The following is a 24,320-nucleotide window of genomic DNA, read 5'->3' as shown; positions in this document are numbered from 1 at the left end:
TAGGAAGGGGAATGCGATTATTTTCAGAATCGGTTAAAGGGTTTGAACGGCTGTGTGTCGCCGTATGTGGAGGACTGCTCGTTTCCACACTGGTTGCCTGCGGCGGTGAAGATAAAAAGGCGGCAAATGGGCCGGATTTCGCCCGTCAGGGTGACTTCCCGAGTACCTATGTCCCACAGGAGAGTGCGCCGGTTCTGATTCGTGGCGCAACGGTTCTGACCGGAACCGGTGAAAAACTGCTCAATTCAGATGTGCTGCTCGAGGATGGCAAGATTGCCAAGGTCGGCAAGGACCTGAAGGTGCCGAAAAAGGGGCTAGTTGTTGAAGGTGCGGGCAAGTGGGTAACGCCGGGCATCATTGATGTGCATTCTCACCTGGGTGACTACCCGGCGCCGTCTATCGAGTCTTCCCAAGATGGTAACGAAATGACCTCTCCGAATACCGCGCAGGTATGGGCAGAGCATTCCGTGTGGACGCAAGATCCACAGTTTCCGCTCGCGCTTGCGGGCGGGGTTACCACCCTGCAGATTTTGCCGGGATCAGCGAACCTGTTCGGTGGGCGCGCGGTAACTCTGAAAAACGTACCTGGCCGCAGCGTACAGGATATGAAGTTCCCGGGTGCGCCATACGGCCTGAAGATGGCCTGTGGTGAGAACCCTAAGCGCGTATACGGTGGCAAGGGCACCTTGCCCTCCACCCGCATGGGTAACGTCGCGGGATACCGCAAAGCGTGGACTGAAGCTGCTGCGTATAAAGAGAAGTGGGAAAACTTCCATAAGAATGGTGGCGATGAGCCCGAGCGAGACCTCCAGCTCGAGACTCTTGCTGGTGTCCTGAACGGCGATATTCTGGTGCACAACCACTGCTATCGCGGCGAAGAGATGGCCATCATGATGGACATCGCGCGCGACTACGATTTCCAGATTTCTACCTTCCATCACGCGGTAGAGGCCTACAAAGTGGCGGATCTGCTGGCAGAAAACAAAGTGTGCGCCGCTATGTGGGCGGACTGGTGGGGCTTCAAGCACGAAGCCTTCGATATGACCGAAGCCAATATCGCCATCGTCGATCAGGCAAAGGCCTGTGCCATGATCCACTCGGATTCTGCCGTTGGTATTCAGCATCTCAACGAAGAAACTGCAAAAGCCATGGTCGCCGGACAGCGTGCGGGCTTCCATATTGAACCTCGCCATGCGGTTGCGTGGATGACCAGCAACCCGGCAAAAGCACTGGGTATCGACGAAGTTACCGGCACCTTGGAAAAGGGCAAGATGGCTGACGTTGTGGTCTGGTCTGGCAATCCGTTTAGCGTGTACTCCAAGGCCGACAAGGTGTTTATCGACGGCGTATTAATGTACGACCGCACGGACTCCGCGCGACAGCCACACACGGATTTTGAACTGGGAATTCTGGATGCGGAAGGCGAGCGTCTGCCGGAAGGAGGGCAGCAGTAATGCGTATCTCAATGAATGTGAAAACCAAGTTAAAAGTCTCTCTGTTCAGCCTTGTGTGCCTGATGGGCTCAGCACACGCTGAAACCATTCTGATTAAGGATGCGAAGATCGTTACGCTCGGAGAGCAGGGAACCCTGGATAGTGCCGACCTGTTAGTGCGTGACGGGCAGATTGCGCAGATTGCGGAAGATTTGGGTGATATTCCCGCTGACCTGGTGATCGACGGTCGCGGCAAGGTGGTCACGCCTGGGTTGATTGCACCCAGCAGTGAGCTCGGGCTGACAGAGATTGGGGCTGCGGCCTCCACCAACGATGGGGCAATCGAAGAGCAGTCTATCGGTGCCGGCTTTGACCCGGTGGTGGCATTTAATCCGCGTTCCACACTGATACCGTTTAACCGGGCCGGTGGTCTGACGCGCGCGGTGGTGTTGCCCTACAGCAGCGAAAAGGTATTCGCAGGGCAGGGCTTTGCGATCAAGCTGACCGGTGACTTCGACAGTGTGACCAAGCCCAACTTGGTACAGCGCGCTTACTTCGGCGAATACGGTGCGGAACTGGCCGGTGGCAGCCGCGCCATGGCGTATGCGCAAATCGCGAACGCCCTGGCGCAGGCGAAGGAGTATTCAGAAAACCGGGATCAGGTACGCCGCGGTGAGTGGCGTGAGCTGGATTACTCGGTAGAAGATCTCGAGTCTTTGCAGCCGCTGCTGCGCGGCGAGCAACCGCTGATGATCAATGCAGACCGCGCAAGCGATATCCTGCAACTACTTGCACTCGCCAACAAATATCAGCTCAAGCTGGTTCTTGTGGGCGCTGCGGAAGGCTGGATGGTTGCAGATCAATTGGCCAAGGCGCGGGTGCCGGTTGTGATCGATGTACTGGGGAATACCCCGGATGCCTTCGAAAAACTGGGTGCGCGTATGGATAACGCCGCATTGCTGCATGATGCGGGTGTAACCGTTGCAATCAGCGGCCCGGGTTATGCCGGATCCCACAATAGCTATCTGTCGCGGCAGGCAGCGGGTAATGCCGTGGCTTACGGTTTGCCGTTTGAAGAGGGGGTGCGAGCGATCACCGCAAATGTTGCACAAACCTTTGGGATGGATGCCGGTGTACTGGCGCCCGGCAACGCCGCGGAATTGGTATTGTGGAGTGGAGATCCACTGGAAGTCACATCGTTCGCAGAACTGGTGATGATCGATGGTAAGCCCCAGTCTCTGGTCAATCGTTCAACCCGTTTGCGGGATAGATACTTAACCCCGAAAGCGGGTACAGAACATGGGTACAAAAAATGATGAGTGTAGAAATCACGGCGCTTTATAGCGGTCTCTGTGCGTTACTGGTGCTTGCGCTTGCCTTCAACGTGGTGAAATTTCGCCGCGGCAACAAAGTCGGCATGGGCGATGGTGGCGACAAGTTGGGCAACGTGCTGATACGCACCCATGCGAATGCGATTGAGTATATTCCGCTGGCCCTGATCCTGTTGTTGGTCGCCGAGATCAATGGCCTTTCGGCCATTTGGCTGCATTGCCTGGGTGGCGTGCTGGTGTTTGCGCGCATCATTCATGCGATAGGCCTGGTTGGCGGCAAGGGTGGTTACCACAAGGGCCGTTTTTGGGGCACTCTGCTGACTTGGGTGGTTATCGCCATTCTGGCGTTGATTAACATCGTCTCGGTATTCTGAGAGCTCACGAAACTTTGGCGGTTTGCCGGGCGAAAAAAAGCCCGGCAAGCCGGGCATAGTACAGGGATGGAAACCAGAATATTGGTGTCCGGGGGGATTACTGGTTTACCGCCAGTGGGGTAACGTTTTCTTCAGTAGTCTCAGCTTCTTGCTGTTCGCTCACTTCTTCAGCGGCCAGCAGCTCTTCCGGCTTGCCCTTACAGGCTTTTGCCAGTACTTCGCGGCGTTTCGCCAGCATCAGGCCGATTTCCTCACTGGCTTCTTCTGATACACCTTCAACATTGCGCTCGATCAAAGCGGTGATGTTGGCGGCGAGCTCCAGCATCTTGTCGTGTTCTTCGGCATCTTTTTTATTGTCGAACATGGCTCCGTCTCTATCACATTTCCAAACGGCTACTACCGCCATACTGGGCCTCCTAAGGTCTTGATATCGTGAGTATCGGTATCGTGATTTATGGTTCTGTGTTGTTTCTGTATGGATGTACAGTATCTGTATGTATATTCAGTGTCAACCGCAAATCCGTACATGGCGCGTAAGTGTACGCGTAGTGACGCGTCCAGGGTACCGTTAGAAGCCGCCACCCTGTTCTAACCAGCGCTGCTCATCGGGAGTGCTTTCCCGGCCCAGTGCCTGATTGCGATGGGGGTAGCGGCCAAACTGTGCAATCACGTCCTGGTGCGCCCGGGCGAAACGGTAATAGCTGTCTGCCGCCTGCGTATCCTCCTGTGACACGCCGGGCTTGTCGCTGGCAAAGTCTTGTTGCAGCTGCAGGAAATAGGCTACGGACTCGTCCTGCACATCGGGTCTTTCCGAGTGCTCCAGCGGCATACCGACGATCGCGCGCTGGTGCAGGCCCAGTTGACGGTGTTGCCCGCCAGCGACTACCGACTGGCTGATACTGAGTGCCAGCGAGTCACCGGAGAAGGCTTGTGCGGAACCCCGGTAGATATTACGGGGGAACTGGTCACACAGCAGTATCAGACCCAGCTGGCCGGCCAGGGACGTATGCCAGCTGCTCAATTTTCCATCAATGGCCTGGTTGATGGCGGATGAGAAGCGCCGCGCGATCTCCCGGTCAAAGTCGTCACTGCGCTGGAACCAGCGGGTGCGCGCCTCCTTGCTGGTCGCTGCGCTCAGATCGGTACTGCCGAACCAGAACTGCAGGACGTCTGAGGGGGTTATGTCACTCTGGTGCATCGTTACTCCCGTTACTCCGTGAAATTTTTTTGTTAGGTTGCATCCAAATCTGCTGGTGTCTGCGTCCTTTAGGGGCAAGGTGATACCAGCGGCGGGATGTTGAGCCCCTGATACCCGTTGCCCAAAAAAGGTACAATCCCACGCCATTGGTGGCTGTTGATGATAACGTGTCACTTCCGGACCGTCGTCAGCAGCGGATTGAGCAAGGGACTACTTGTTTTGCCTCAGATCAGTAAGAGCGAGATAACAGTAATGAGAGCGAATGAAATGAAGAAATGCGGCCGATTCAATGCTTGGCTGCTGGCACTGACAGCCACGCTGGGAATGAGTATTTCTGGCAGCCTGCTGGCCCAGGAAGAGGGCGCTGCGCCCCCCGCGCCGCCGGTGCCCGAGGCGCCCGTGGTGGAAACTGCGGAGAAGAAGGCCACCAAGCAGGTGCGAATCCTGCGCCAGGAAGACGGTACGCTGCGCATTCATACCCGGGATGAAAACGGGGAAAGTGGCAGCGTCGAAATTGATCTGGGTGAGGCCTTTGGCGGAGAAGTTACCCAGCGTATCTACCGCCAGCTGGAAGAGAAGGGCATTCTGGACGAGAAAGGCCTGGTGGTAGAGCAGGCGCTGGATTCGGTGCCGCGCAATGTCGAAATCGGCATCAAGGCCGACCTGGAGCGTGCCGAGCGTATTCGCGAGCGTGCTGAGCGGGCGCGAGAGCATGCCGAGCGTATGCACGAACGCGCCTTTGAAGTGCACGAGGAATCCCGCCGGGAGCACCACCCCCGCGGTCCGGATATGGAGTGGTTGATCCCGGTGGTGGCCATTCTGGCGGTCTTTGGTACACCGATCCTGATTGTCTGGCTGGTAACCCGTAACAGCTACCGCAAGAAGCAGCTGGTGATGGAAAACATCAACCGGATGGTGTCTGAAGGTCGCGATATCCCGCCAGAGCTGCTGGACTCCCTGGACAGTGAAACTGCCAGCGCCAACAACAAGGACCGAGGCATAACCCTGATTGCGGTGGGTGCGGCAGTGTTCATCTTCCTCTCCGCCTCTGCCGGTATCGGTGTCGGTAGCCTCGGTCTGATCCCACTCTTTATTGGGGTCGCCCGCTACATCAACTGGAAGCACGATCAACAGCAAGCGGGTTAAGGACAACCAGTCATGAACCTCGATGATGAGGATCTGATCAGGCGCGTCGTCGAAGACGGGGACCAGCGGGCTTACGCCCAGCTGGTTCGTCGCTATCAGTCACAGTTGCGATTCTCGCTCCGTCAACTGTGCGATGGCGACCAGGGTCTTGCAGACGATATGGCGCAGGAGGCCTTTATTAAGGCCTACAAGGCGCTGCCAGCATTCCGCGGCGATGCCCGCTTTAGCACCTGGTTGTACCGTATCGCCTACAATCTGGTCATGAGCCACAAGCGTAAGAATGCTCCGGTAGTTGACCAGGATGCGGTGGACTCCGCACAGGCCCAGGAAAGCGTCGAAGAAGCGCAGCAGTTGGGTATGGCCAGAGACCTGAACTCGGCTTTGGGGGAGTTAAGCGACGCCCAGCGACAGGCAGTGCATTTGTGTATGCAGCGTGGTTTTTCACATGAAGAAGCTGCTAGCATTATGAAGTTGCCGCTGGGCACGGTAAAATCCCACGTCAACCGTGCGCGGGCCAAGTTGCAGTCTCTGCTTCAGGCCTGGCAGGAGGAGGTAGTAAGTGGCTGATTTCGATAAACAGTCCATGGAACCCGAGAAGGGCAATTCCTCTCATAAGAGAGGAGGATCAACAGGTATGGTGATAAAAAACGGTGTTGTAAGTGGCACTCATCCGACAATGGATGGCGAGCCCGATTTTGACACTTGGCTTTCCCAGCAGCTGCAGTTTAACGAGCCGCATTTAGACGATTCGGGCTTCTGTGACCGCGTAATGGCGGAGTTGCCGCCGGTGCCGGCAAAACGCGATGAGCGCCGTGCCACCCGTTATCAGTATGCGGCGGTGATCGCTGCATCTGCCATCGTGTGCTGGCAGTTCCCTCTCCAGGACCTGTTGGCGAGTATGTCAGAGCACAGTATTAGCCTGTATAGCCTGGTGGGCGTCGGTATTCTCGGCGCATTTGCCGCTATGACAGGAGGGATCGTCGCGGCGCGCCGCTGATTCTTTCGCTCCGGGCACCGAGCCCGGAGCACAATTCGAGTAGGCAGGGATCGCCTATGGAATTTGCAGAGCTTGAACCCGAGCTCCAGCAATGGATGCGTTCGGCCATCAAAGGTGGCCAGTCGCGTGCGACGGTCGTCGATGCGCTCCTCAAGGCGGGTTACCAGCCAGCCATCGCCAACGCTGTTGACCAGTGTTTTCACGCTTACCCGCCAACCGACGCCGTACCTGGCACTGATGCGAAGCGTAACCCCGTAGTAGTCTCCTCACAGCAAAATCCAGATACCCGCTTTCGCGCGTTCAGCGCTGGTACCAGCAAGATAAAGCTGGGCGCGCAGCAGGTAGATGTGCATTTCGCCATAAGGCACCCCAATATCGTGCTGTTCGCCAACTTCCTCGCAGAATGGGAGTGCGAGGCACTTGTCGAGATGTCTCGGCCTCACCTGACGCCTTCTCGTGTGGTGAATGCTCAGCACGGTGAGTTTGAGCTAAAGCCCAGCCGTACCAGTGGCGGCACCCATTTTGCCCGCGGTGAAACGCCGCTGATCGCGGATATCGAAGCGCGCATCGCGCGTTTGCTGGGGGTGCCGGATACCCATGGGGAGCCGCTGCAGATCCTGCATTACCCGGTGAGCGCCGAATATCGTCCGCACTATGATTTCTTTGATCCGGAGAAGCCGGGTAATCAGGAGGTACTCGCTAGCGGTGGGCAGCGAATCGGCACCTTGATTATGTACTTGAGTGATGTCGAGTCCGGTGGGGCAACGGTATTTCCCAATATCGGGCTGGAGGTACAACCACAAAAAGGCGCAGCACTGTTCTTTTCCTATATGAGCGAGCACGGCAAGCTGGACTTCCAGAGCTTGCACGGCGGGAGTCCTGTACTCGCCGGAGAAAAGTGGATCGCGACCAAGTGGCTGCGCACCGCGGAGTATCCGATGTATCGCGCCTAGGGGCTAGAGCGTACTGTCGGGCTGGTTTTCCGGGCGCGCCTGCTGGAATGCGGGCAGGGCGGCACAGGCATCCGCAATTGCGCTGATGGTCGGATAGTCGGAAACCGTCACGCCAAAGCGCTCGGCATTATAAATCTGTGGTATTAAACAGCACTCAAACAGCCCGGGGGTATCGCCGCCAGCAAACGGCGCGTGCTGGGCGTCGTTATGCGCAGCCAGTTGGGTTTCCAGCGCTTCAAAGCCCAGTCCTACCCAGTGGCGTACCCACTCGACCTTCTGCTCGTCGCTGGCGCCCAGTTCGCTCTGCAGATATTTGAGCACCCGCAGATTCTGAATCGGTTGGATATCGCACGCTACGTTGTAGGCCAGCGCACGGACCCGGGCACGCGCCAGTGGGGATGCCGGTAGCAGGGCGGGTGAGGGGTGCTGCTCGTCCAGCCATTCCAGGATCGCCAGGGATTGGGTCATTACATTGCCGTCATCAACCAGGGCGGGAACCAGGCCCTGAGGATTGAGCTGCCGGTGCTTGCTCTCTTTCTGTTCGCCCTTTAGCAGGTTCACTGCACGGTACTGGTAGCTGAGCCCCTTGAGGTTGAGGGCAATACGCACCCGATAGCTGGCGGAGGAACGAAAATAGCCGTGAAGCTCCATCTCTATGAATCCTTAAACGGTTGTATGGGGATTGGCGCAACAGGGCGGAGAATTGCCCCCTGTATCGACCCGTTGCGCAAATAATTTGCGTGGTGCGCCGTCTATCGTGACAAAAATGACGTCAAACACCGTATAATCGCTGCCGATTTTTCAGGGCAGTCTGTGCGTGCCCAGTTGGAAGAATTCTGTTCTTTCGCTCCCCTGGCTACGCTGTGCGCTTATTAAACGCACGCACTGGCAAAAAAACCTGTAGCAGTGGTTACAATTGAAACCAATTTTAGATACATTTGAAATTTGGTACAACCCGATCCTTAGCAGGTGCAGAGACCGCGATGACCACCGATAACTCCAACAGCTCATCTACGGAATTTTCCGACCCTATTGATGCCGTGCGTCCGGATGATCTGCGTCTGGAAAAATTCCTGCCATATCGCTTGTCAGTTCTGTCCAACCGGGTGAGTAACGCCATTGCCGACGCGTACAGCGCGCGTTTTGATCTCACCATTCCTGCATGGCGGGTTATGGCGATTCTCGGCCGCTTCCCAAATCTTTCCGCAGCGGATCTGGTGGAGCAGACCGCGATGGACAAGGTGGCGATCAGCCGCGCCGTTTCCATTCTGATTAAGAACGACTACATCACCCGCAGTGAAGATCTCGCAGACCGTCGCCGCCAGGTGCTGAACCTTTCCCAGTTGGGTCGTGATGTGTACGACCGAATCGTGCCGCTGGCGCAGCAGTATGAGAACGACCTTATGGGCTCGCTCTCAGCGGAAGAGCGCGGCCAGCTAGACAGCATTATTGAAAAGCTGATGACCCGTGCGCAGGATTGGGCCAACCGCGGCCTGATCGACTGATCGACTGATCGGCTTTCCTTCTGCCATTCTTAAATTCCATCTATAGATTTCATTGGTCGGCACGCCTTGCCTGCGTGTCGCTCAGAACTACCAGGAGTGACCATGTTTGACCATCTGAGCAGCCTGCCTGCGGACCCGATTCTCGGCCTTTTGGCGGCTTACCGGGCCGATGAAAACCCTCGCAAGATCGATCTGGGGGTGGGTGTTTATAAAGATGAAGCTGGGCACACTCCCGTGTTGCAGGCGGTTAAAGAAGCCGAAACCCGTTTGCTGCGCAGTGAAGAAACCAAGGCGTATGTAGGCCCGGCTGGCACTGCCGGCTTCAATGCTGCCATGCAGGAGCTTGTACTGGGTGCTGGTCACCCGGCGCTGGTAGGCAACCGCGTTCGCTCCGCGCAAACCCCGGGTGGTTGTGGCGCATTGCGTGTACTCGCGGAGTTTGCCAATCGCGCCAAGGAGCACGCCACTATTTGGGTGAGCGATCCTACCTGGGCAAACCATGTGCCGCTGTTGGGCAATGCGGGCCTGCAGATCAAGAGCTACCCGTACTACGATCGCGCCACCAGTAGCCTGAAATTCGACGCCATGGTGGAAACCCTTAAACAAGTGGGGGAAGGTGAGCTGGTGCTGTTCCACGCCTGCTGTCATAACCCCTGTGGCGCAGACCTGAGTCGCGAACAGTGGCAGGTGCTGGCAGATATGGCCCAGAAGCAGGGCTTCACCCCATTCATCGATATGGCCTATCAGGGTTTTGGCGATAGCCTGGACGCTGACGCCTATGGCCTGCGCCTAATGGCAGAGTCCGTGCCGGAAATGCTGGTTGCCGCATCCTGCTCAAAGAATTTTGGTCTGTACCGTGAGCGCGTAGGCATGGCGATGGCCATTTACCGCGATGCGGATTCAGCCGACCGCGGTCAAAGCCAGTTGCTGAATGTGGTGCGTGGTAACTATTCCATGCCGCCCAATCATGGTGGCGCAATCGTTGAGGCCATCCTGACCGATGCGGGCCTGCGTGCAAACTGGGAAGCCGAGCTGACCGAAATGCGCGAGCGCATCAATAGCTTGCGCTCTGGCCTGGTCGAGAGCCTGGAAAAGGCGGGCGCTGTGGGTGATTTCCACTTTATTCAGCAGCAAAAGGGGATGTTCTCATTTTTGGGAATTACCCCGGAGCAGGTGCAGAAGCTGCAGCAGGATTACTCGATCTACATGGTGGATTCCAGCCGCATCAGCATTGCCGGTCTGAGTCAAAATAATATGGAGTACTTCTGTGCATCCGTTGCAGAAGTACTGGAAAGCTAAGTCGTAATTGAGTCGAAGAGTTAGCCGAAAATGGAAGTTGAGGTAGAAGCTACCGTGTCAGAATCTGTCGTTGAACCCTGGGACCCCGCGAGCTGGCGCGAACGCACGGCGCACCAGCAGCCTAAATACCGTTCCCCGAGCGACGTACAAGCTGTTGAGCAGCAACTGTCGAGCTACCCTCCATTGGTGTTTGCCGAGGAGGCGCGCGAGCTGCGCCGGCAACTGGCGGAAGTGGCCGAGGGCAAAGCATTTCTGCTGCAGGGTGGTGACTGCGCGGAGTCTTTCACCGACTTCAATGCCAATCGCATTCGCGACACCTTTAAGGTCCTGCTGCAGATGGCGGTGGTGCTGACATTTGCCGGCAATCTGCCGGTGGTCAAAGTGGCGCGCATGGCGGGGCAGTATGCCAAGCCGCGCTCGGCGGATACCGAAACGATTCAGGGCGTGGAGCTGCCAAGCTACCGTGGCGACATCATCAACGGGATTGATTTCACTGCAGATGCGCGGGTTCCCGATCCCCAACGGATGCTCACAGCCTATAACCAGTCTGCAGCAACCCTGAATCTTCTGCGCGCTTTTGCGCAGGGTGGCCTTGCGGACCTCCATCAGGTGCACGCCTGGAACCTGAGCTACCTGGAAAATAATCCGCAGCGTGATCGCTATCTGCAATTGGCGGAGCGTCTTCAGGACGCATTGGAATTTATGGCCGTGTGCGGGGTTAACTCCAGCAATACACCGGCGATTCGCGAAACCACGCTGTACACCTCACACGAAGCATTGTTGCTGAATTACGAGCAGGCGCTGACGCGCACCGACAGCCTTACCGGTAAATGGTACGACTGCTCTGCCCATATGCTGTGGATCGGAGAGCGCACTCGCCAACTGGATGCCGCGCATGTGGAGTTTTTGGCGGGTGTGTGGAACCCCATCGGCGTGAAAGTCGGTCCGAACATGGATACCGACGAATTGATCCGTCTGATCGATCGTCTGAATCCCAATAATGAGCCAGGCCGATTGACCCTGATTACCCGTATGGGCGCAAATACCCTGGCGGATAAGCTGCCTGCGCTTGTGCGTGCGGTGGAAAGGGAAGGGCGCTCCGTTGTGTGGAGCACCGACCCTATGCACGGGAATACGGAAAAAGCCTCCAGTGGCTACAAAACCCGTAATTTTGACAATATTCTGCGGGAAATCCGTGACTTCTTTGCCGTGCACCGCGCAGAGGGCACCCACCCAGGGGGTATACACCTGGAAATGACCGGGCAGCATGTCACCGAGTGTACTGGTGGTGCCTGGAAAATTTCCGAAGCGGATCTCGCCAGCTGCTATCAGACCCAGTGTGATCCACGACTGAATGCGGATCAGGTGCTGGAGCTTGCATTCAGCATTTCAGAACTGCTTCGCGATGGGCGAAATGGAAAAGTCTGATTGCGTTCGAGGTTAGCCACTGGCTGACATTTGTCTGCAATTAATTGCAAAGGGGAGGGGCGCTCATGCAGCTGTATATCGGTAATAAAAACTATTCTTCATGGTCATTGCGGCCGTGGTTGTTGGCCACCGAATTAAAGATTCCTTTTGAGGAAATGCTTGTGCCGTTTGACGAGGGCGGCAGCTGGGATAAGTTTCGCGCTTTCTCACCCACGGGCCTGGTGCCATGTTTGGTTGATGGCGAGGCCACTGTCTGGGATTCTCTGGCGATTGCAGAGTATCTGTACGAAGCCAATCCAGCCGTATGGCCGGCCGATAAAGTGGCGCGCGCCTGGGCACGTTGCGCCGCAGCTGAGATGCATGCTGGCTTTTTCGCGCTGCGCAACCAGTGCAGCATGAACTGTGGTGTCACCGTATCGATGCATCAGGTGGATGCGGCACTCGAGAAGGACCTGGCACGGTTGGAGGAACTGTGGGAGCAGGGCCTGGACCGTTTTGGTGGTCCTTTCCTGGCAGGGGATACCTTCACAGCCGTGGATGCGTTCTTTGCCCCAGTGGTATTCCGTTTGTATGGCTATCAATTGTCACTGGGCGACAAGGCGATGGCTTACGCCGAGCACATTCGCGCGCTGCCCGGAATGCAAACCTGGTACGAGGAGGCGCTCAAGGAGCCCTGGCGCGAAGTTGCCCACGATCAGGAGCTTGAGGCCGTTGGCACTATCGTTGAGGATCGTCGCCAGTAAACGCAGCCTTCTAGCTAAATAGCCGCTCTTCGGCAGCTACCTTTCTTGCGGCGGGTCACTTCCTGTGACCCGCTCATCCCGCATCTCTATTCTGTATTTCTATTCTGCGCCTTTATTTCGTGCCTCTAATGAGCTGTTACTCGTTGTTTACGGTTCAGTTCTATCGTTTTCGCAGGTAAAAAGAATGCACGTAATAAGTCGTTATCAATTGAGGTGTTCAGTTTTGATCCACAGAAATGTCCGATATGTTAGTCAAGAGCAGAGGATAGTGCTCCTATAGTCGTATTTTGACGTGAATAGTTGTGGCTTTATGGTCGAATCCTAGATGCTTCTATTGCAGGGGGGTAGACTTGGGTGATGACGAGAACATTAGTCCGATATCCAAAATAGTAACTATAACGAGGTCCGTTTTTCGATGCGTCAAACATTGATCGCCCTATCTATTTCCGCAGCAATGGTTGCAGTCGCAGGTTGCAGCAAGGAGTCCGAACCGGTGGCGAAGTCACCCTCAGCTGACCAGGTGTCCGAGTCCGTAGCCGCAACTGCGCCGGTCGATAACGTATTGTTGGCCGAATGGTCTGGTCCTTTTGGTGGGGTACCTGCGTTTGATGCGATGGATATCGCTGCGTTGAAGCCGGCGCTCGAGTTCGGCATGGCCGAAAACCTGGCTGAGATCGATAAGATTGCCAATAACCCGGAAGCCCCGACGTTTGCAAATACCATTGCGGAAATGGAGCGCAGCGGTAAATCACTGAGCCGTGTGTTTACCTATTGGGGAATCTGGAGCGGCAACATGTCATCGCCCGAGTTCCGTGCGGTGCAGGCCGAGATGGCGCCGAAGCTCGCGGCATTTAGCTCCAAAATTATTCAAAACGACAAGCTGTTCCAGCGTGTAAAGGCAGTGTATGACGCGCGCAACGATGCGGACCTCACCGCCGAGCAAATTCGCGTTGTCGAACTGACTTATGACGAGTTTGCCACCAACGGTGCAACCTTGAGCGGTGAAGCTAAAGAGCGCTACGCGGCAATCAATAACCGCCTTGCCGAGCTGCACACGAGCTTTGCGAATAATGTCCTTGCGGACGAAGAGGGCTACGATCTTTTCCTGTCCGAAGATCAACTGGCGGGTTTGCCGGAATCTTTCGTCAAGGCAGCTGCAGCCCTGGCTACTGAGAAAGGCCAGTCAGGTAAATATGCGATTACCAATACCCGTTCTTCCATGGATCCTTTCCTGACGTACTCCACCAATCGTGAGCTGCGTGAAAAGGTTTGGAACAATTACTATAGCCGTGGCGACAACGGTGACGAGCACGACAACAATGCAATCATTGCGGAAATTCTGCAGCTGCGTGATGAGCGCGTCGCTTTGCTCGGATTTGATAATTACGCCGCGTGGCGTTTGCAGAACCGTATGGCGAAAACCCCTCTGCGTGCGATCGCGCTGATGGAAGCGGTATGGCCCGCAGCGGTTGCGCGTGTCCATGAGGAAGTTGCGGACATGCAGGCGGTGGCGAATGCCGAGAACGCCGATATTAAGATTGCCCCGTGGGATTATCGTTTCTACGCGGAGAAAGTTCGGAAGGCCAAATATGATCTCGATTCTGATGAGGTAAAGCAGTATTTGCAGCTCGACAACCTGCGTGAAGGTATGTTCTATGTTGCAGGCGAGCTGTTTAATTTCACATTCACCCCGGTGAAAGAGGGCAGTGTTGCGGTATTCCATGAAGACGTGAAAGTCTGGGAAGTTACCGATAAGACCTCTGGTGAGCACATCGGTCTGTGGTATCTGGATCCGTTTGCCCGCTCCGGTAAGCGCTCCGGTGCCTGGGCGAGCATGTATCGCGATCACACCACTTTTGATGGTAAGGAGACCGTCCTTGCATCCAATAACTCCAACTTTATCAAGGGTGCACCCGGTGAGCCCGTATTGGTAAGTTGGGACGATGCCGAGACTTTCTTCCACGAGTTTGGCCACGCGCTGCACTTCCTAGCTTCGAATGTTTCCTATCCGACGCTGAACGGTGGTGTACGTGATTACACCGAGTTCCAGTCTCAGTTGCTGGAACGTTGGTTGAGTACCGACCCGATCATCGATAACTATCTGGTGCACTATAAAACCGGCGAATCCATTCCGGCGGATCTGGTAGCGAAGATCAAGCAGGCGGCGACCTTCAACCAGGGCTTTGCGACTACCGAGTACCTGGCCTCGGCGCTGGTCGATATCAAACTGCACACTACCGACCCAACCGGTATTGATCCGGACAAGTTCGAGCGTGAAACCTTGAATGCGCTGGGAATGCCCTCCGAGCTGGTAATGCGTCACCGCACGCCGCACTTCGGGCATATTTTCTCCGGTGAAGGTTATTCTGCGGGTTACTACGGTTACATGTGGGCCGACGTGCTGACATCAGATGCGTCGGAGGCATTTGCCGAGGCAGACGGTGGTTTCTATGACAAAGAAGTGGCTGCCAAACTGGTGAAGTATCTGTTTGCGCCGCGCAACGCGATCGATCCGGCAGAGGCGTATCGCCTGTTCCGTGGTCGCGATGCGGGTATCGAGCCGCTGATGCGTGATCGCGGTTTCCCGCTGCCTGGCGAGAAATCCGAGGGAACGGCAGCAGCGGGGGAATAATTCCAAGCTGCCGTCGATCAAAAAAGGCCGCGATGTGTTGAGCATCGCGGCCTTTTTTTGTTTTGGATTTGGCTTCTGTATGCGCCGGCTTGTGCGGGCTAGTTACATCGCCATGTCGCTACTTTTCCAGCAGCTGATCCAGAGGTAGCTCGGTGCGGTAGCGCACCTGCTTGAGCGAGAAGCTGCTCTTGATGTGGTCAATGCCCGGGAGTTCGGTCAGTTTTTTGTCGAGGAACTCTTGGTAGGCGTGCAGGTTCGGGACCACTACACGCAGCAGGTAATCGAAATCGCCCGTCATCAGGTAGCACTCCATGACCTCGGGCCATTGGCCAATGGTCGACTCAAAGTGCTGCAGTTCTTTCTTTACCTGGTGATTCAGAGTGACCTGGATAAACACGCTCACCGGCAGGCCTACCTTGTCTGGCTCCAGCAGCGTGACTGCGCGCTTGATAAATCCCTGCTCGTGCAGGTTTTTCACCCGGCGGGAGCAGGGAGAGGGAGAGAGGCATACTTTTTCCGCCAGCTCGATATTTGGGATGGTGGCGTCTTCCTGGAGAATTTCCAGAATGTGCTTATCGATGGCGTCCAGTAAATAGGCCATTGTGGTACCTGACTGATTATCTGGGGTCAAAGGACCCAATTATTGCAGAAAATGGATGTCATGTGGTGATTTATGCTCGTCTGTGCGCGCTTTATTGGTGATTTTGGTATGACCTGCCGCTGCTGCCGGTGATAGTTTACGAAAAACAATAAACGACGCAGATGACCCGAATTTGGGCCTGCGTCGCGGTCAATGTAGCCGACAGTACGAGAGAAGGTACCCCACGATGGCGATGGTTGAGAGCGATCTGGAACTCGGTTTTGACAGCGAATATTCGCTCAAAGCCGCATTTACCCGCGATAGCGGGCGCGTGTTTCTGACCGGAATTGATGCCCTGGTGCGCTTGCCACTGATGCAGAAGCGCCTGGATGAGCAAGCCGGCCTGAATACGGCTGGATTCATTTCTGGCTACCGGGGGTCTCCGCTGGGCGGTTACGACCAGTCCCTGTGGCGCCACAAGAAGCTACTGGCGTGCCGGGACATCCACTTCGAGCCAGGTATCAACGAAGACCTCGGTGCCACCAATATCTGGGGCACTCAGCTGCTGGATCACTATCGCCAGCAGGCAACGCGTGACGGTGTTTTCTCGCTCTGGTATGGCAAGGGGCACGGTGTCGACCGTAGCGCCGACGTATTTCGCCAGGCAAATATTCAAGGTACCTCCCGACATGGCGGTGTTCTGGCCCTGTGCGGGGACGATCATACCGCCGAATCCTCGATGTTCTCCCACAACACCGATCAGATCTTCGAGTCGGTGATGATGCCGCTGCTGTTCCCTGCGACGATTGACGAATACCTCACGCTCGGGCTTGCGGGCATCGCGCTTTCCCGTTTTTCCGGCCTTTGGGTTGGGTTCAAAACGATTACCGAGACGGTAGAGTCCGGCGCTTCCATTATGGTGCCGTCTCTCCCCAGCTTTGGCGCGCCCGAAGGTTTCCCCATTCCGGCACACGGCCTGAATTATGATCCCCATCTGAACTGGCCGGCGGAACGCATGGAATACGAGCGTCGCATGCTGGAGGAGCGCCTGCCGGCGGCACAGGCTTTCGCCTACGCGAACGGCTTGGACAAGAATCTGGTCGAGGCGCCCAAGAAACGCTTCGGCATTATCACCGTGGGTAAAGCCCACGGTGATCTCCTGGAAGCGCTCAAGTTATTGAACCTCACTGAGCAGGATTTGCTTGATGCGGGAATCTCCCTTCGCAAGATTGCCATGACTTGGCCACTCGAGCCGCGCGGCATGAGTGAATTTGCGGAAGGTATGGAACGTATTCTGGTGGTGGAAGAGAAACGTCCACTGGTAGAAGATCAGATCAAGAATCTGTTTTATGCCTGGGAGGACGCACGGCGTCCCAAAGTGGTGGGTAAGAAGGATCTGCAAGGCAACGATCTGTTGCCGGCGATCTGGGGCTTTGGTCCCGACCAGGTGGCGAAGGCAATCACACGTTGGCTGGCCGATACCGAACTGGCCGAAAAACTGATTCCACTCGCGGAAAAAATTGGCGCTTCCACTCCGTGCAAAGTGGGCGGCTTGCTGGCCCGTGAGCCGATTTTCTGTGCGGGTTGCCCACATAATTCCTCGACCAAACTGCCGGAAGGAAGCACGGGTAGTGCCGGAATTGGCTGCCACATTATGGCCCTCGGCAAGGGGCTGCGTACCGATACCTACTCCCATATGGGCGGTGAAGGTGCGCACTGGGTGGGGCTGCACCGCTTCTCCAGCGACAAGCATATTTTCCAGAATATGGGTGACGGTACCTATAACCACTCTGGACTGCTGGCCATTCGTCAGGCGGTGGCGAGCAAAATCAATATTACCTACAAAATATTGCTGAACGATGCGGTTGCGATGACCGGCGGACAGCCCACCGATGCTGAGGTTACGGTGCCCACACTCTCTCGCCAGTTGTTGGCAGAAGGGGTAGGGCGCGTATGCCTGGTCAGTGAAAACCCCCAGCACTGGCGCACCCATAACGATCAGATACCCGAAGGTCTCGAAATCTTTCACCGTGACGAACTCGACGCGGTCCAGCGGATACTGCGTGAAACCGCCGGTGTTACCGCAATTATTTATGAGCAGGTATGTGCGGCGGAGAAGCGCCGTCGGCGCAAAAAAGGCCAGATGGATGATCCTGCACGCCGCCTTCTGATCAATCATCGCGTGTGCGAGGGCTGTGGTGACTGCAGTGTGCAGTCCAGCTGTATCGCGGTAGAGCCTTTAGAAACGCCGTTTGGACGCAAGCGCCAGGTCAATCAGTCGAGCTGTAACAAAGATATGCGCTGCGCGGACGGCTTTTGCCCAAGCTTTGTCAGCGTCGAAGGCGGTGAGCTTAAGAAGCCCGAGTTGACCGCGCTGGCTGAAGCGATCGACGCGGCCAGTGCAAACCTGCAAGCCGCACCTGCGCCGAAACTGGCGCAGCCGCTGAACATCCTGGTTGCCGGTATCGGCGGCAGTGGGGTGCTTACCGTAGCCGCGCTGCTCGGAATGGCGGCACATCTTGAAGATAAGGGCAGTACCACCCTTTACTTTACCGGGCTCTCGCAGAAAAACGGCGCTGTTGTGGCGCATGTAAAAGTTGCGGGTGCGCCGGAAGAAATTACCACCGCGCGAATTCGCGATGGTGCCGCCGACCTGTTGTTGGGCTGTGACATGGTCACTGCCGCTGGGCAGCGCACCAAGTTTGCTAACGGTTCAATCAAAGCGCTGGTGAATACTGCGGAAGTTCCGGTGGCGGCGTTCGTACGTAACAATGAACTGGCTTTCCCGGCCGATGCCACCACCGACAGTATTCGCTCTGCTGCGGGCGAATACTTTGCCTTTGATGCGAACCGCTACGCCGAAGCGCTGTTTGGCGACGCGGTTGCTGCGAACCTGATGATGCTGGGTTACGCCTGCCAGAAAGGTTTGTTGCCTGTTGGCCGCGCAGCGCTGGAACAGGCTGTGACGCTGAATGGCGTGGCGGTGGAGAACAATCTTCGCGCTTTCCGCGCTGGTCGCTTGCTCGCAGAAAACCCGGCGGCGATTGAGCAGCTGTTGGTGCCAGAGCAGGCAGTGAAAGTCGTGGAGCCAATGGAAACCACCCAGCAGCTGGTGGCTCGTCTGGCGGCGGAGTTGGCCGAATACCAAAACGCGGCTTACGCTCGCAAGTATTCCTCCGCAATCGAAGCGCTGCGTAGCGCGGAGTCACGCATGGGGGGCAGCGGTTTCCCGGTTACCGAAGCCGCCGCGCAGAGCCTGTACAAGGCCATGGCCTACAAAGATGAATATGAAGTGGCCCGCCTCTATAGCAGCGACACTTTCAAACAGCAGCTCGAAAATACATTTAGTGGCGATTACAAGCTGAAGTTCCTGATGGCGCCGCCACTACTTGCGCGACCTGATTCAAGCGGGCGGATTCGCAAGATTGCCCTGGGTTCATGGATGACCCGTGTGCTGCCACTATTGGCCAAGGGTAAAGTCCTGCGCGGTACGATGCTGGATATATTTGGCTATACCGCGGAGCGTCGCGGCGAGCGCCGCTGGGCGCGAGAAGTCCACGATACCGTGCTCGCCGTCGCTGGAAACCTGTCGGTGGCTAATGTCGATCAGGCGCAGGAGTTGATTTCACTGCCACAAGATGTGCGCGGCTACGGCCATGTGCGGGCCCAGAAGATGGATCAAATCAATGAGCGTTGGCGCAAGCTGAAATCACACTTCAGCGCGGGCAAAGCCGGTTTGCGCGCGCCCGGTATGCTTACATCTGAGCGCTGATCAATTCAGTATGTTTAACGCAAAACGCCCGGCATTAGCCGGGCGTTTTGCGTTGTAAAGTCTGCCTGGTGTGCCTGTTGTTTATTGGGGCTTCAGCGACAGGAATGGATTCATCATCCTGCCCAGAAGTCCGGTCAGCGCAACCGGGGCTTCGACAACCGACAGACACAGGCACTCCTGATCTTGGGTCGCGGTTGGGCGGTGCACTTGGCCAGGCTCGCGCACCAGGAAATCGCCTGTGGAGTACACGCCTTCGCCGTCAGAAAAACTACCGTACAGAACCAGGGTGATTTCCTTGCCGCGGTGGTCATGCTCCGCCACCTTGCTGCCGGGAGCAATGCGATGAAACGCTACTTCCAGTTCGTTCTGACCGGTTTTCAGGCGGGCTTCCTTCAGGCCTTTGGAGAGTCGGCGCCATTTGAGAACCGGGTTCTGGGCCAGCAACTTCTTGACCACTGGCGGTACCGCAGAGAAAGCCGGGTCCCGAGAGGTGCGCTCTCTGACGGCTTTGGCAGGTGCCGCTGGCTCCTCATGCTCTTCGTTCTCGCGCGCTTCGATGCGCTGCATAAGATCACCAAAGATCGCGCTATCTTCACGTTCCACGGACGCGACGGGTGCGGATGCTGAGAGCAGGTTACCGCCAACGTTATTGAGCATTTTCATTTGCGCCGCACATTGCGGGCAAAAATGAATATGCGCCGAAACCGCCAGGCTTTGTGCCCAGCTTAGACTGCCGCTGGCGTACTCAAGCAGCATGTTGTTGTCGGGATGGTAATGAATCATGGTGCCCTACCTGACAAGTGTGCTTTGAAGTTTTTTCAGGGCCAACCGCACACGCGACTTCACGGTGCCAAGGGGTAGCCCCAACTCTTCTGATATTTCGCTGTGGGATTTGCCTTCCACATAGGCCTTTTCGATCACATGGCTCTGTTCCGGGGGCAAGCTCTGAAGCCCTTGGGCGATCGCGCTCTGATTGCGCGATTGCTGCAAAAACACCAGAGGCTGCTCGTCCTGACTATCGTCCCAGATGTCTTCAACGCTCAGGCTTTCGTCGGTCACCGGCTGCCGGCTGTTGCGTCTCAGTGCATCAATGCGGCAGTTGCGCATGATCGTGAACACCCAGGTGCTGGCAGAGGCCTTTTCCGGATTAAACGTGGGTGCCTTTGTCCAGACCCGGAACATTACTTCCTGGATCAGTTCGTCAGCTGCTTCAGGGGCAGAGCTCTGCCCGCCGCGGCTGAACTGAAAGCCTCGAATCAGGGGAGCAAAGTGGCTGAACAGCTGCTCAAACGAGACTCGGTCACGGTCACGACCGACGCGAACCAGCAAATTGCTCCATTCGTCGTCTCTGGTTTTCTCAGATGCCTGCACTTTAGCGGCACTCCCCCGGTTGATGTAGTTCACGGCCATGATAGCGAAACCTGACTCCATATTCTGCGAAATAGCAGTTTCCTCGGCCTTTCTACGCTGCCGGTCCCGCTCTGGATCACCAAAAAGAAGGATTTTCTGCCAATTAAGAGGCTATCTGTGCCAATCACGGACTGTTGTGCGGTAATCCGAACCGTAGAAAGACGCGTAAATAGATGAAGCTAATTGTTCATGACGTAATTTGACTCAGAAGGAAGGCGAAAATGACAGCCGCAATCGAGCGTCTCAAATCGCTGTACTCAGACTTTTTGGCCGCTGACCCGGCCGCGATCGCCAGCGTGTATGCGCAGGATGTCGTGTTTAAGGATCCGGTGCATGAGGTGCGCGGGCTGGAGGCTATGCAGAAATATTTTGCCGGAGTGTCACAAAACCTGCAGGAATGCCGATTTCAGTTCGATTTCGCTGCGCAACAGCAGGGTAAGGGCACTTTGTGGTGGACGATGTATTTTCGCCATCCACGCCTTGGTGGTGGGAAGTTGCTGGAATTACGCGGCGCGAGCCTGGTGAAAATCGATGAAGCCAATGATCGAGTCGTGAGCCATGAGGATGTCTACGATCTCGGTGGCATGGTGTATGAGCATGTGCCGCTGCTCGGTAGCGTTATACGCGGTGTTAAGCGACGACTCGCAGAGAACGGGAGCGCATCATGAGTGATTCCCAAGAGTGGTGTTCAAAACTCAATATTTGGGTGACAGGCGCCGGTTCGGGTATCGGTGCAGCGTTAGTGCGACTCCTCGTGGAAGAGGGTCACTATGTCATTATCAGCGGACGCCGTCGCGAGCCATTGCTGACGCTGCAGAAAGCCTCTCCCAAGCGCATCCGAGTACTTGCCTGTGATGTTGGCCAGGATGATTCGATTGCAGAAGCGGGCGCATCTTTACGAGAAATTACCGATCAACTGGACATGGTAATTGCCTGTGCGGGTACCTGTGAGTACGACGATGGGTTAACCTTGGATATCAAAAGCTACCGCCGCGTATTTGATGCAAACTTTTTTGGCGTGGTGAATACGCTGAGAGAATCATTACCGTTATTGAGCAACAGTCGGAAGCCTGTATTTGTTGCGGTAAGCAGCCTTTCCTCTGTCGTAGGTTTTCCGAGAGCAGAAGCCTATGGTGCCTCAAAAGCGGCCGTCGATTATTTTATGCAGTCGTTACGTGCGGATACCGCTAACGTCTGTTTGCGCACCGTGCTGGTGCGCCCTGGATTTATCGACACTCCGCTCACACAAGAGAACGACTTTGATATGCCGTTCCTGATGACTGCAGAGCAGGCGGCAAAACGTATTTTGATCGGCCTGAAGGGCAATGCTTCAGTGATCGATTTTCCGAAAAGACTGAGCTGGCCGTTGAGACTTCTGGGGACACTGTCCCCAGTTTGGTTCAATCTGATCGCACCCCGTATGACAAGAATTCGAACGTTGAGGAAGGTGTAATGCGTATTGCAATTATTGGTAGTGGTATCTCAGGGCTTACATCCGCCTATTTGCTCAATCAGAAGCATGACATTTCCCTGTTCGAAGCGGATTCGCGGCTCGGAGGGCATACGGCGACAATCGATGTGGAAGAGGGCGACAGAACCATCCCCATCGACACCGGATTCATCGTATTCAACGACTGGACCTATCCGAATTTCATCAAACTAATGGCAGAGTTGGGGGTCGAGAATCAGCCTACGGATATGGGATTTAGTGTATCCGCCCTGGGCTCTGGGCCGAACGGATCTGGCGAGTTTGCCAAAGACTTTGAATACGCGGGTAACAACCTGAACTCTCTTTTTGCCCAGCGCCGAAACCTGTTGGATGGTGGGCACTGGCGGATGCTGCGAGATATTGTGCGTTTCAATCGCGATGCGGTCACCGACTGGAAGCGTGGCGAGCTCAGCGAGGCAACAACTCTGGGTTCATATCTGGATACCAATGGTTATTCTGCTGAATTTGCATCGCGGTATCTGGTGCCTATGGGGTCTGCCATTTGGTCTGCCAGTATGTCGCGGATGCTGGATTTTTCCGTCGACTTTTTTGTGCGGTTCTTCTACAACCACGGTCTGCTGAATATCTTTAACCGGCCTCAGTGGCGAGTGATTCGCGGTGGTTCCAAGTCCTATATTGCACCGATGATCGAATCCTTCAAAGATCGCATTCATTTGAGCAGCCCGGTGCAGCGCGTCACCCGCGTAGGCCAGCATGTACAGTTAGAGTATTTGAGCGCTTCTGGTGAAAAGCGCATGCAGGAGTTTGATCAGGTGATTTTTGCCTGTCATTCGGACCAGGCGCTTAAAATTCTTGGCGATGCTTCCATCCCGGAATCTGAAATACTGGGGCATATTCCATATGAGAAAAATTCGGTAGTCCTGCATACGGATACCAGCCTGCTTCCCAAGCGGCAGTCCGCTTGGGCGAGCTGGAATTATCGCTTGCAAGGTGATGATAGTGCCTTGCCCGCGCTAACCTACAACATGAACATTTTGCAGCGTTTGGAGACCAGTAAGACCTACTGTGTCACTCTGAATGCAGACCATCTGATTGATCAGAACAAGATTATTGGTGAGTACGAATATGAGCACCCACAGTTTTCCGTGAATGGAAATAGTGCTCAGGCACGCTGGGGAGAAATCAATGGCGTGAATCGTACCTGGTTTTGTGGCGCCTACTGGACCAATGGTTTCCATGAGGACGGTGTGGTAAGTGCTGTCCGTGTCGCGAAGGCACTGGGAGTCGATTTTAATGCGTAGTGGTATCTACTCCGGTTGGATACAACATCGACGTTTTGCGCCGAGAGAGCACCGGTTTCGTTATCGGGGCTTTATGATGTTTGCGTTTCTCGATGAACTGCCCGAGATACTTGCGCAGACACGACTTTGGTCGCGTTCAAAACTGGCCCCGGCGCGATTCTGTCGAGAAGACTTTTATGGTGATCCCGAAGTAAGCCTGGATGAGGCTGTCAGGGCAAGGGTTGCAGAGGAGCTGGGCGAGCGTCCGCAAGGTCCCATTGCCTTTCTCGCGAACTGGCGGTACCTCGGCTACAACATGAACCCAATCAGTATCTATTACTGTTTTGATCGGTCTGGAGAGCAGGTCGAGTCGCTTCTGGTTGATGTGCACAATACGCCATGGAATGAGCGGCATGGATATGTGCTGCCGGTATCCGGAGGTCGGGTGCAGAAGGCTATTTTTGATAAGACGCTTCACGTATCCCCGTTTATGCCCTGTAATCAAGCGTACCACTGGCGCAGCACCACGCCAGGCAAACATCTGACGGTTAGTATCCGCTCTGTCCAAGAAGGTGAGTGCGTTTTTGACGCGTGTATGGCCTTAGAACGAGAAGAAATTTCCGCCTCATCGCTCATTCGGAAACTGATCCAGTACCCCCTGTTTACCGTAAAGGTCATTGGCGCCATATACTGGGAAGCACTCAAGCTGTTGATTAAGAGGGTGCCTCTGTATTCGCATCCACAGACCTGAAATTTTCTTCACCAAATTAAGAATCAAAGCCTTCGGGA

The 24,320-nt window shown here is 55.6% G+C and carries 23 protein-coding genes; 17 read left to right on the top strand and 6 right to left on the bottom strand.

Annotation, left to right across the window (positions count from 1 at the left end):
- Positions 1–11 precede the first annotated feature (11 nt).
- The 3 genes from KUV22_RS03830 to KUV22_RS03820 are packed head-to-tail and all read left to right on the top strand — an operon-like array spanning position 12 to position 3,138.
- The gene (locus KUV22_RS03830; RefSeq protein ID WP_222228507.1) at positions 12–1,454 is read left to right on the top strand and encodes an amidohydrolase; all 1,443 of its coding nucleotides are present in this window, start codon (positions 12–14) and stop codon (positions 1,452–1,454) included.
- Positions 1,454–2,749 (top strand): amidohydrolase family protein, encoded by a 1,296-nt coding sequence (locus KUV22_RS03825; RefSeq protein ID WP_222228505.1) that lies wholly within the window; start codon positions 1,454–1,456, stop codon positions 2,747–2,749. Before KUV22_RS03830 ends, KUV22_RS03825 begins: the two co-directional genes overlap by 1 nt.
- Positions 2,746–3,138 (top strand): MAPEG family protein, encoded by a 393-nt coding sequence (locus KUV22_RS03820; protein WP_224916836.1) that lies wholly within the window; start codon positions 2,746–2,748, stop codon positions 3,136–3,138. Before KUV22_RS03825 ends, KUV22_RS03820 begins: the two co-directional genes overlap by 4 nt.
- A 97-nt stretch (positions 3,139–3,235) precedes the next feature.
- Here KUV22_RS03820 and KUV22_RS03815 read toward each other — a convergent pair whose 3' ends face one another.
- Both KUV22_RS03815 and KUV22_RS03810 read right to left on the bottom strand, forming a co-directional pair.
- The gene (locus tag KUV22_RS03815) at positions 3,236–3,544 is read right to left on the bottom strand and encodes a YebG family protein (RefSeq protein WP_222228503.1); all 309 of its coding nucleotides are present in this window, start codon (positions 3,542–3,544) and stop codon (positions 3,236–3,238) included.
- 162 nt (positions 3,545–3,706) lie between these two features.
- Positions 3,707–4,336 carry a DUF924 family protein gene (locus tag KUV22_RS03810; protein ID WP_222228501.1) on the bottom strand — a complete coding sequence of 210 codons (630 nt, stop codon included), beginning with the start codon at positions 4,334–4,336 and terminating at the stop codon, positions 3,707–3,709.
- 267 nt (positions 4,337–4,603) lie between these two features.
- On the opposite strand from KUV22_RS03810, the gene KUV22_RS03805 reads away from it, so the two are divergent.
- The 4 genes from KUV22_RS03805 to KUV22_RS03790 all read left to right on the top strand — a co-directional run bounded on the left by KUV22_RS03805 (position 4,604) and on the right by KUV22_RS03790 (position 7,432).
- Positions 4,604–5,482, top strand: a complete 879-nt coding sequence (locus KUV22_RS03805) for a DUF6249 domain-containing protein (RefSeq protein WP_222228499.1) — start codon at positions 4,604–4,606, stop codon at positions 5,480–5,482.
- A 12-nt stretch (positions 5,483–5,494) separates the two neighbouring features.
- Complete coding sequence (locus KUV22_RS03800; RefSeq protein WP_222228497.1) at positions 5,495–6,049, top strand: sigma-70 family RNA polymerase sigma factor; 555 nt, start codon at positions 5,495–5,497, stop codon at positions 6,047–6,049.
- 67 nt (positions 6,050–6,116) lie between these two features.
- On the top strand, positions 6,117–6,479 hold the full coding sequence (locus tag KUV22_RS03795; protein ID WP_261319092.1) for a hypothetical protein: 363 nt from the start codon (positions 6,117–6,119) through the stop codon (positions 6,477–6,479).
- Between the two features lie 56 nt (positions 6,480–6,535).
- Complete coding sequence (locus tag KUV22_RS03790) at positions 6,536–7,432, top strand: 2OG-Fe(II) oxygenase (RefSeq protein WP_222228494.1); 897 nt, start codon at positions 6,536–6,538, stop codon at positions 7,430–7,432.
- Between the two features lie 3 nt (positions 7,433–7,435).
- On the opposite strand, the gene maiA is transcribed toward KUV22_RS03790, so the two are convergent.
- The gene (gene maiA, locus KUV22_RS03785) at positions 7,436–8,083 is read right to left on the bottom strand and encodes a maleylacetoacetate isomerase (RefSeq protein ID WP_222228491.1); all 648 of its coding nucleotides are present in this window, start codon (positions 8,081–8,083) and stop codon (positions 7,436–7,438) included.
- Positions 8,084–8,415: 332 nt separating this feature from the next.
- Here maiA and KUV22_RS03780 point away from each other — a divergent pair, with 332 nt between their 5' ends.
- The 5 genes from KUV22_RS03780 (at position 8,416) to KUV22_RS03760 (ending at position 15,039) form a co-directional block, all read left to right on the top strand.
- On the top strand, positions 8,416–8,937 hold the full coding sequence (locus tag KUV22_RS03780; RefSeq protein WP_222228489.1) for a MarR family winged helix-turn-helix transcriptional regulator: 522 nt from the start codon (positions 8,416–8,418) through the stop codon (positions 8,935–8,937).
- 102 nt (positions 8,938–9,039) lie between these two features.
- A complete protein-coding gene (locus KUV22_RS03775; RefSeq protein ID WP_222228488.1) occupies positions 9,040–10,236 on the top strand; it encodes an amino acid aminotransferase in 1,197 nt (398 codons plus the stop codon).
- A gap of 30 nt (positions 10,237–10,266) precedes the next feature.
- Entirely contained in the window at positions 10,267–11,664 is a 1,398-nt protein-coding gene (locus tag KUV22_RS03770; protein ID WP_222228486.1) for a class II 3-deoxy-7-phosphoheptulonate synthase, read from the top strand.
- A gap of 65 nt (positions 11,665–11,729) precedes the next feature.
- On the top strand, positions 11,730–12,407 hold the full coding sequence (locus tag KUV22_RS03765) for a glutathione S-transferase family protein (RefSeq protein WP_222228484.1): 678 nt from the start codon (positions 11,730–11,732) through the stop codon (positions 12,405–12,407).
- Between the two features lie 415 nt (positions 12,408–12,822).
- The gene (locus tag KUV22_RS03760; RefSeq protein ID WP_261319091.1) at positions 12,823–15,039 is read left to right on the top strand and encodes a M3 family metallopeptidase; all 2,217 of its coding nucleotides are present in this window, start codon (positions 12,823–12,825) and stop codon (positions 15,037–15,039) included.
- Between the two features lie 118 nt (positions 15,040–15,157).
- On the opposite strand, the gene KUV22_RS03755 is transcribed toward KUV22_RS03760, so the two are convergent.
- Positions 15,158–15,640, bottom strand: coding sequence for an Lrp/AsnC family transcriptional regulator (locus KUV22_RS03755; protein ID WP_010130896.1), 483 nt, complete (start codon positions 15,638–15,640; stop codon positions 15,158–15,160).
- A 226-nt stretch (positions 15,641–15,866) separates the two neighbouring features.
- Here KUV22_RS03755 and KUV22_RS03750 point away from each other — a divergent pair, with 226 nt between their 5' ends.
- Entirely contained in the window at positions 15,867–19,391 is a 3,525-nt protein-coding gene (locus tag KUV22_RS03750) for an indolepyruvate ferredoxin oxidoreductase family protein (protein ID WP_222228482.1), read from the top strand.
- Between the two features lie 81 nt (positions 19,392–19,472).
- Here KUV22_RS03750 and KUV22_RS03745 read toward each other — a convergent pair whose 3' ends face one another.
- A complete protein-coding gene (locus tag KUV22_RS03745; RefSeq protein ID WP_222228480.1) occupies positions 19,473–20,174 on the bottom strand; it encodes a ChrR family anti-sigma-E factor in 702 nt (233 codons plus the stop codon).
- 6 nt (positions 20,175–20,180) lie between these two features.
- The gene (locus tag KUV22_RS03740) at positions 20,181–20,801 is read right to left on the bottom strand and encodes a sigma-70 family RNA polymerase sigma factor (RefSeq protein WP_261319090.1); all 621 of its coding nucleotides are present in this window, start codon (positions 20,799–20,801) and stop codon (positions 20,181–20,183) included.
- Positions 20,802–21,022: 221 nt separating this feature from the next.
- Here KUV22_RS03740 and KUV22_RS03735 point away from each other — a divergent pair, with 221 nt between their 5' ends.
- The 4 genes from KUV22_RS03735 to KUV22_RS03720 are packed head-to-tail and all read left to right on the top strand — an operon-like array spanning position 21,023 to position 24,282.
- Entirely contained in the window at positions 21,023–21,469 is a 447-nt protein-coding gene (locus KUV22_RS03735; protein ID WP_222228476.1) for a nuclear transport factor 2 family protein, read from the top strand.
- Positions 21,466–22,254, top strand: coding sequence for an SDR family NAD(P)-dependent oxidoreductase (locus KUV22_RS03730; protein ID WP_222228474.1), 789 nt, complete (start codon positions 21,466–21,468; stop codon positions 22,252–22,254). Before KUV22_RS03735 ends, KUV22_RS03730 begins: the two co-directional genes overlap by 4 nt.
- Positions 22,254–23,552 carry an NAD(P)/FAD-dependent oxidoreductase gene (locus tag KUV22_RS03725; RefSeq protein ID WP_222228472.1) on the top strand — a complete coding sequence of 433 codons (1,299 nt, stop codon included), beginning with the start codon at positions 22,254–22,256 and terminating at the stop codon, positions 23,550–23,552. The genes KUV22_RS03730 and KUV22_RS03725 overlap by 1 nt, the downstream gene beginning before the upstream one ends.
- Positions 23,545–24,282: a DUF1365 domain-containing protein gene (locus KUV22_RS03720; RefSeq protein WP_222228470.1), complete on the top strand. Its 738-nt coding sequence runs from the start codon at positions 23,545–23,547 to the stop codon at positions 24,280–24,282. The genes KUV22_RS03725 and KUV22_RS03720 overlap by 8 nt, the downstream gene beginning before the upstream one ends.
- The last annotated feature ends 38 nt before the right edge of the window (positions 24,283–24,320 follow it).

Origin of the sequence: Microbulbifer agarilyticus, from assembly GCF_019800665.1 — a bacterium.
GTDB classification, from domain to species: domain Bacteria; phylum Pseudomonadota; class Gammaproteobacteria; order Pseudomonadales; family Cellvibrionaceae; genus Microbulbifer; species Microbulbifer agarilyticus_C.
The sequence above is the reverse complement of the archived record's forward strand: the minus strand, read 5'-3'. Positions and strand labels throughout refer to the sequence as shown.

Excerpts from the sequence above, each read along its gene's own strand:
- KUV22_RS03830 (WP_222228507.1), top strand. The coding sequence starts at position 12 with ATGCGATTATTTTCAGAATCGGTTAAAGGGTTTGAACGGCTGTGTGTC.
- KUV22_RS03825 (WP_222228505.1), top strand. The coding sequence starts at position 1,454 with ATGCGTATCTCAATGAATGTGAAAACCAAGTTAAAAGTCTCTCTGTTC.
- KUV22_RS03820 (WP_224916836.1), top strand. The coding sequence starts at position 2,746 with ATGATGAGTGTAGAAATCACGGCGCTTTATAGCGGTCTCTGTGCGTTA.
- KUV22_RS03815 (WP_222228503.1), bottom strand. The coding sequence starts at position 3,544 with ATGGCGGTAGTAGCCGTTTGGAAATGTGATAGAGACGGAGCCATGTTC.
- KUV22_RS03810 (WP_222228501.1), bottom strand. The coding sequence starts at position 4,336 with ATGCACCAGAGTGACATAACCCCCTCAGACGTCCTGCAGTTCTGGTTC.
- KUV22_RS03805 (WP_222228499.1), top strand. The coding sequence starts at position 4,604 with ATGAAGAAATGCGGCCGATTCAATGCTTGGCTGCTGGCACTGACAGCC.
- KUV22_RS03800 (WP_222228497.1), top strand. The coding sequence starts at position 5,495 with ATGAACCTCGATGATGAGGATCTGATCAGGCGCGTCGTCGAAGACGGG.
- KUV22_RS03795 (WP_261319092.1), top strand. The coding sequence starts at position 6,117 with ATGGTGATAAAAAACGGTGTTGTAAGTGGCACTCATCCGACAATGGAT.
- KUV22_RS03790 (WP_222228494.1), top strand. The coding sequence starts at position 6,536 with ATGGAATTTGCAGAGCTTGAACCCGAGCTCCAGCAATGGATGCGTTCG.
- maiA (WP_222228491.1), bottom strand. The coding sequence starts at position 8,083 with ATGGAGCTTCACGGCTATTTTCGTTCCTCCGCCAGCTATCGGGTGCGT.
- KUV22_RS03780 (WP_222228489.1), top strand. The coding sequence starts at position 8,416 with ATGACCACCGATAACTCCAACAGCTCATCTACGGAATTTTCCGACCCT.
- KUV22_RS03775 (WP_222228488.1), top strand. The coding sequence starts at position 9,040 with ATGTTTGACCATCTGAGCAGCCTGCCTGCGGACCCGATTCTCGGCCTT.
- KUV22_RS03770 (WP_222228486.1), top strand. The coding sequence starts at position 10,267 with ATGGAAGTTGAGGTAGAAGCTACCGTGTCAGAATCTGTCGTTGAACCC.
- KUV22_RS03765 (WP_222228484.1), top strand. The coding sequence starts at position 11,730 with ATGCAGCTGTATATCGGTAATAAAAACTATTCTTCATGGTCATTGCGG.
- KUV22_RS03760 (WP_261319091.1), top strand. The coding sequence starts at position 12,823 with ATGCGTCAAACATTGATCGCCCTATCTATTTCCGCAGCAATGGTTGCA.
- KUV22_RS03755 (WP_010130896.1), bottom strand. The coding sequence starts at position 15,640 with ATGGCCTATTTACTGGACGCCATCGATAAGCACATTCTGGAAATTCTC.
- KUV22_RS03750 (WP_222228482.1), top strand. The coding sequence starts at position 15,867 with ATGGCGATGGTTGAGAGCGATCTGGAACTCGGTTTTGACAGCGAATAT.
- KUV22_RS03745 (WP_222228480.1), bottom strand. The coding sequence starts at position 20,174 with ATGATTCATTACCATCCCGACAACAACATGCTGCTTGAGTACGCCAGC.
- KUV22_RS03740 (WP_261319090.1), bottom strand. The coding sequence starts at position 20,801 with ATGGCCGTGAACTACATCAACCGGGGGAGTGCCGCTAAAGTGCAGGCA.
- KUV22_RS03735 (WP_222228476.1), top strand. The coding sequence starts at position 21,023 with ATGACAGCCGCAATCGAGCGTCTCAAATCGCTGTACTCAGACTTTTTG.
- KUV22_RS03730 (WP_222228474.1), top strand. The coding sequence starts at position 21,466 with ATGAGTGATTCCCAAGAGTGGTGTTCAAAACTCAATATTTGGGTGACA.
- KUV22_RS03725 (WP_222228472.1), top strand. The coding sequence starts at position 22,254 with ATGCGTATTGCAATTATTGGTAGTGGTATCTCAGGGCTTACATCCGCC.
- KUV22_RS03720 (WP_222228470.1), top strand. The coding sequence starts at position 23,545 with ATGCGTAGTGGTATCTACTCCGGTTGGATACAACATCGACGTTTTGCG.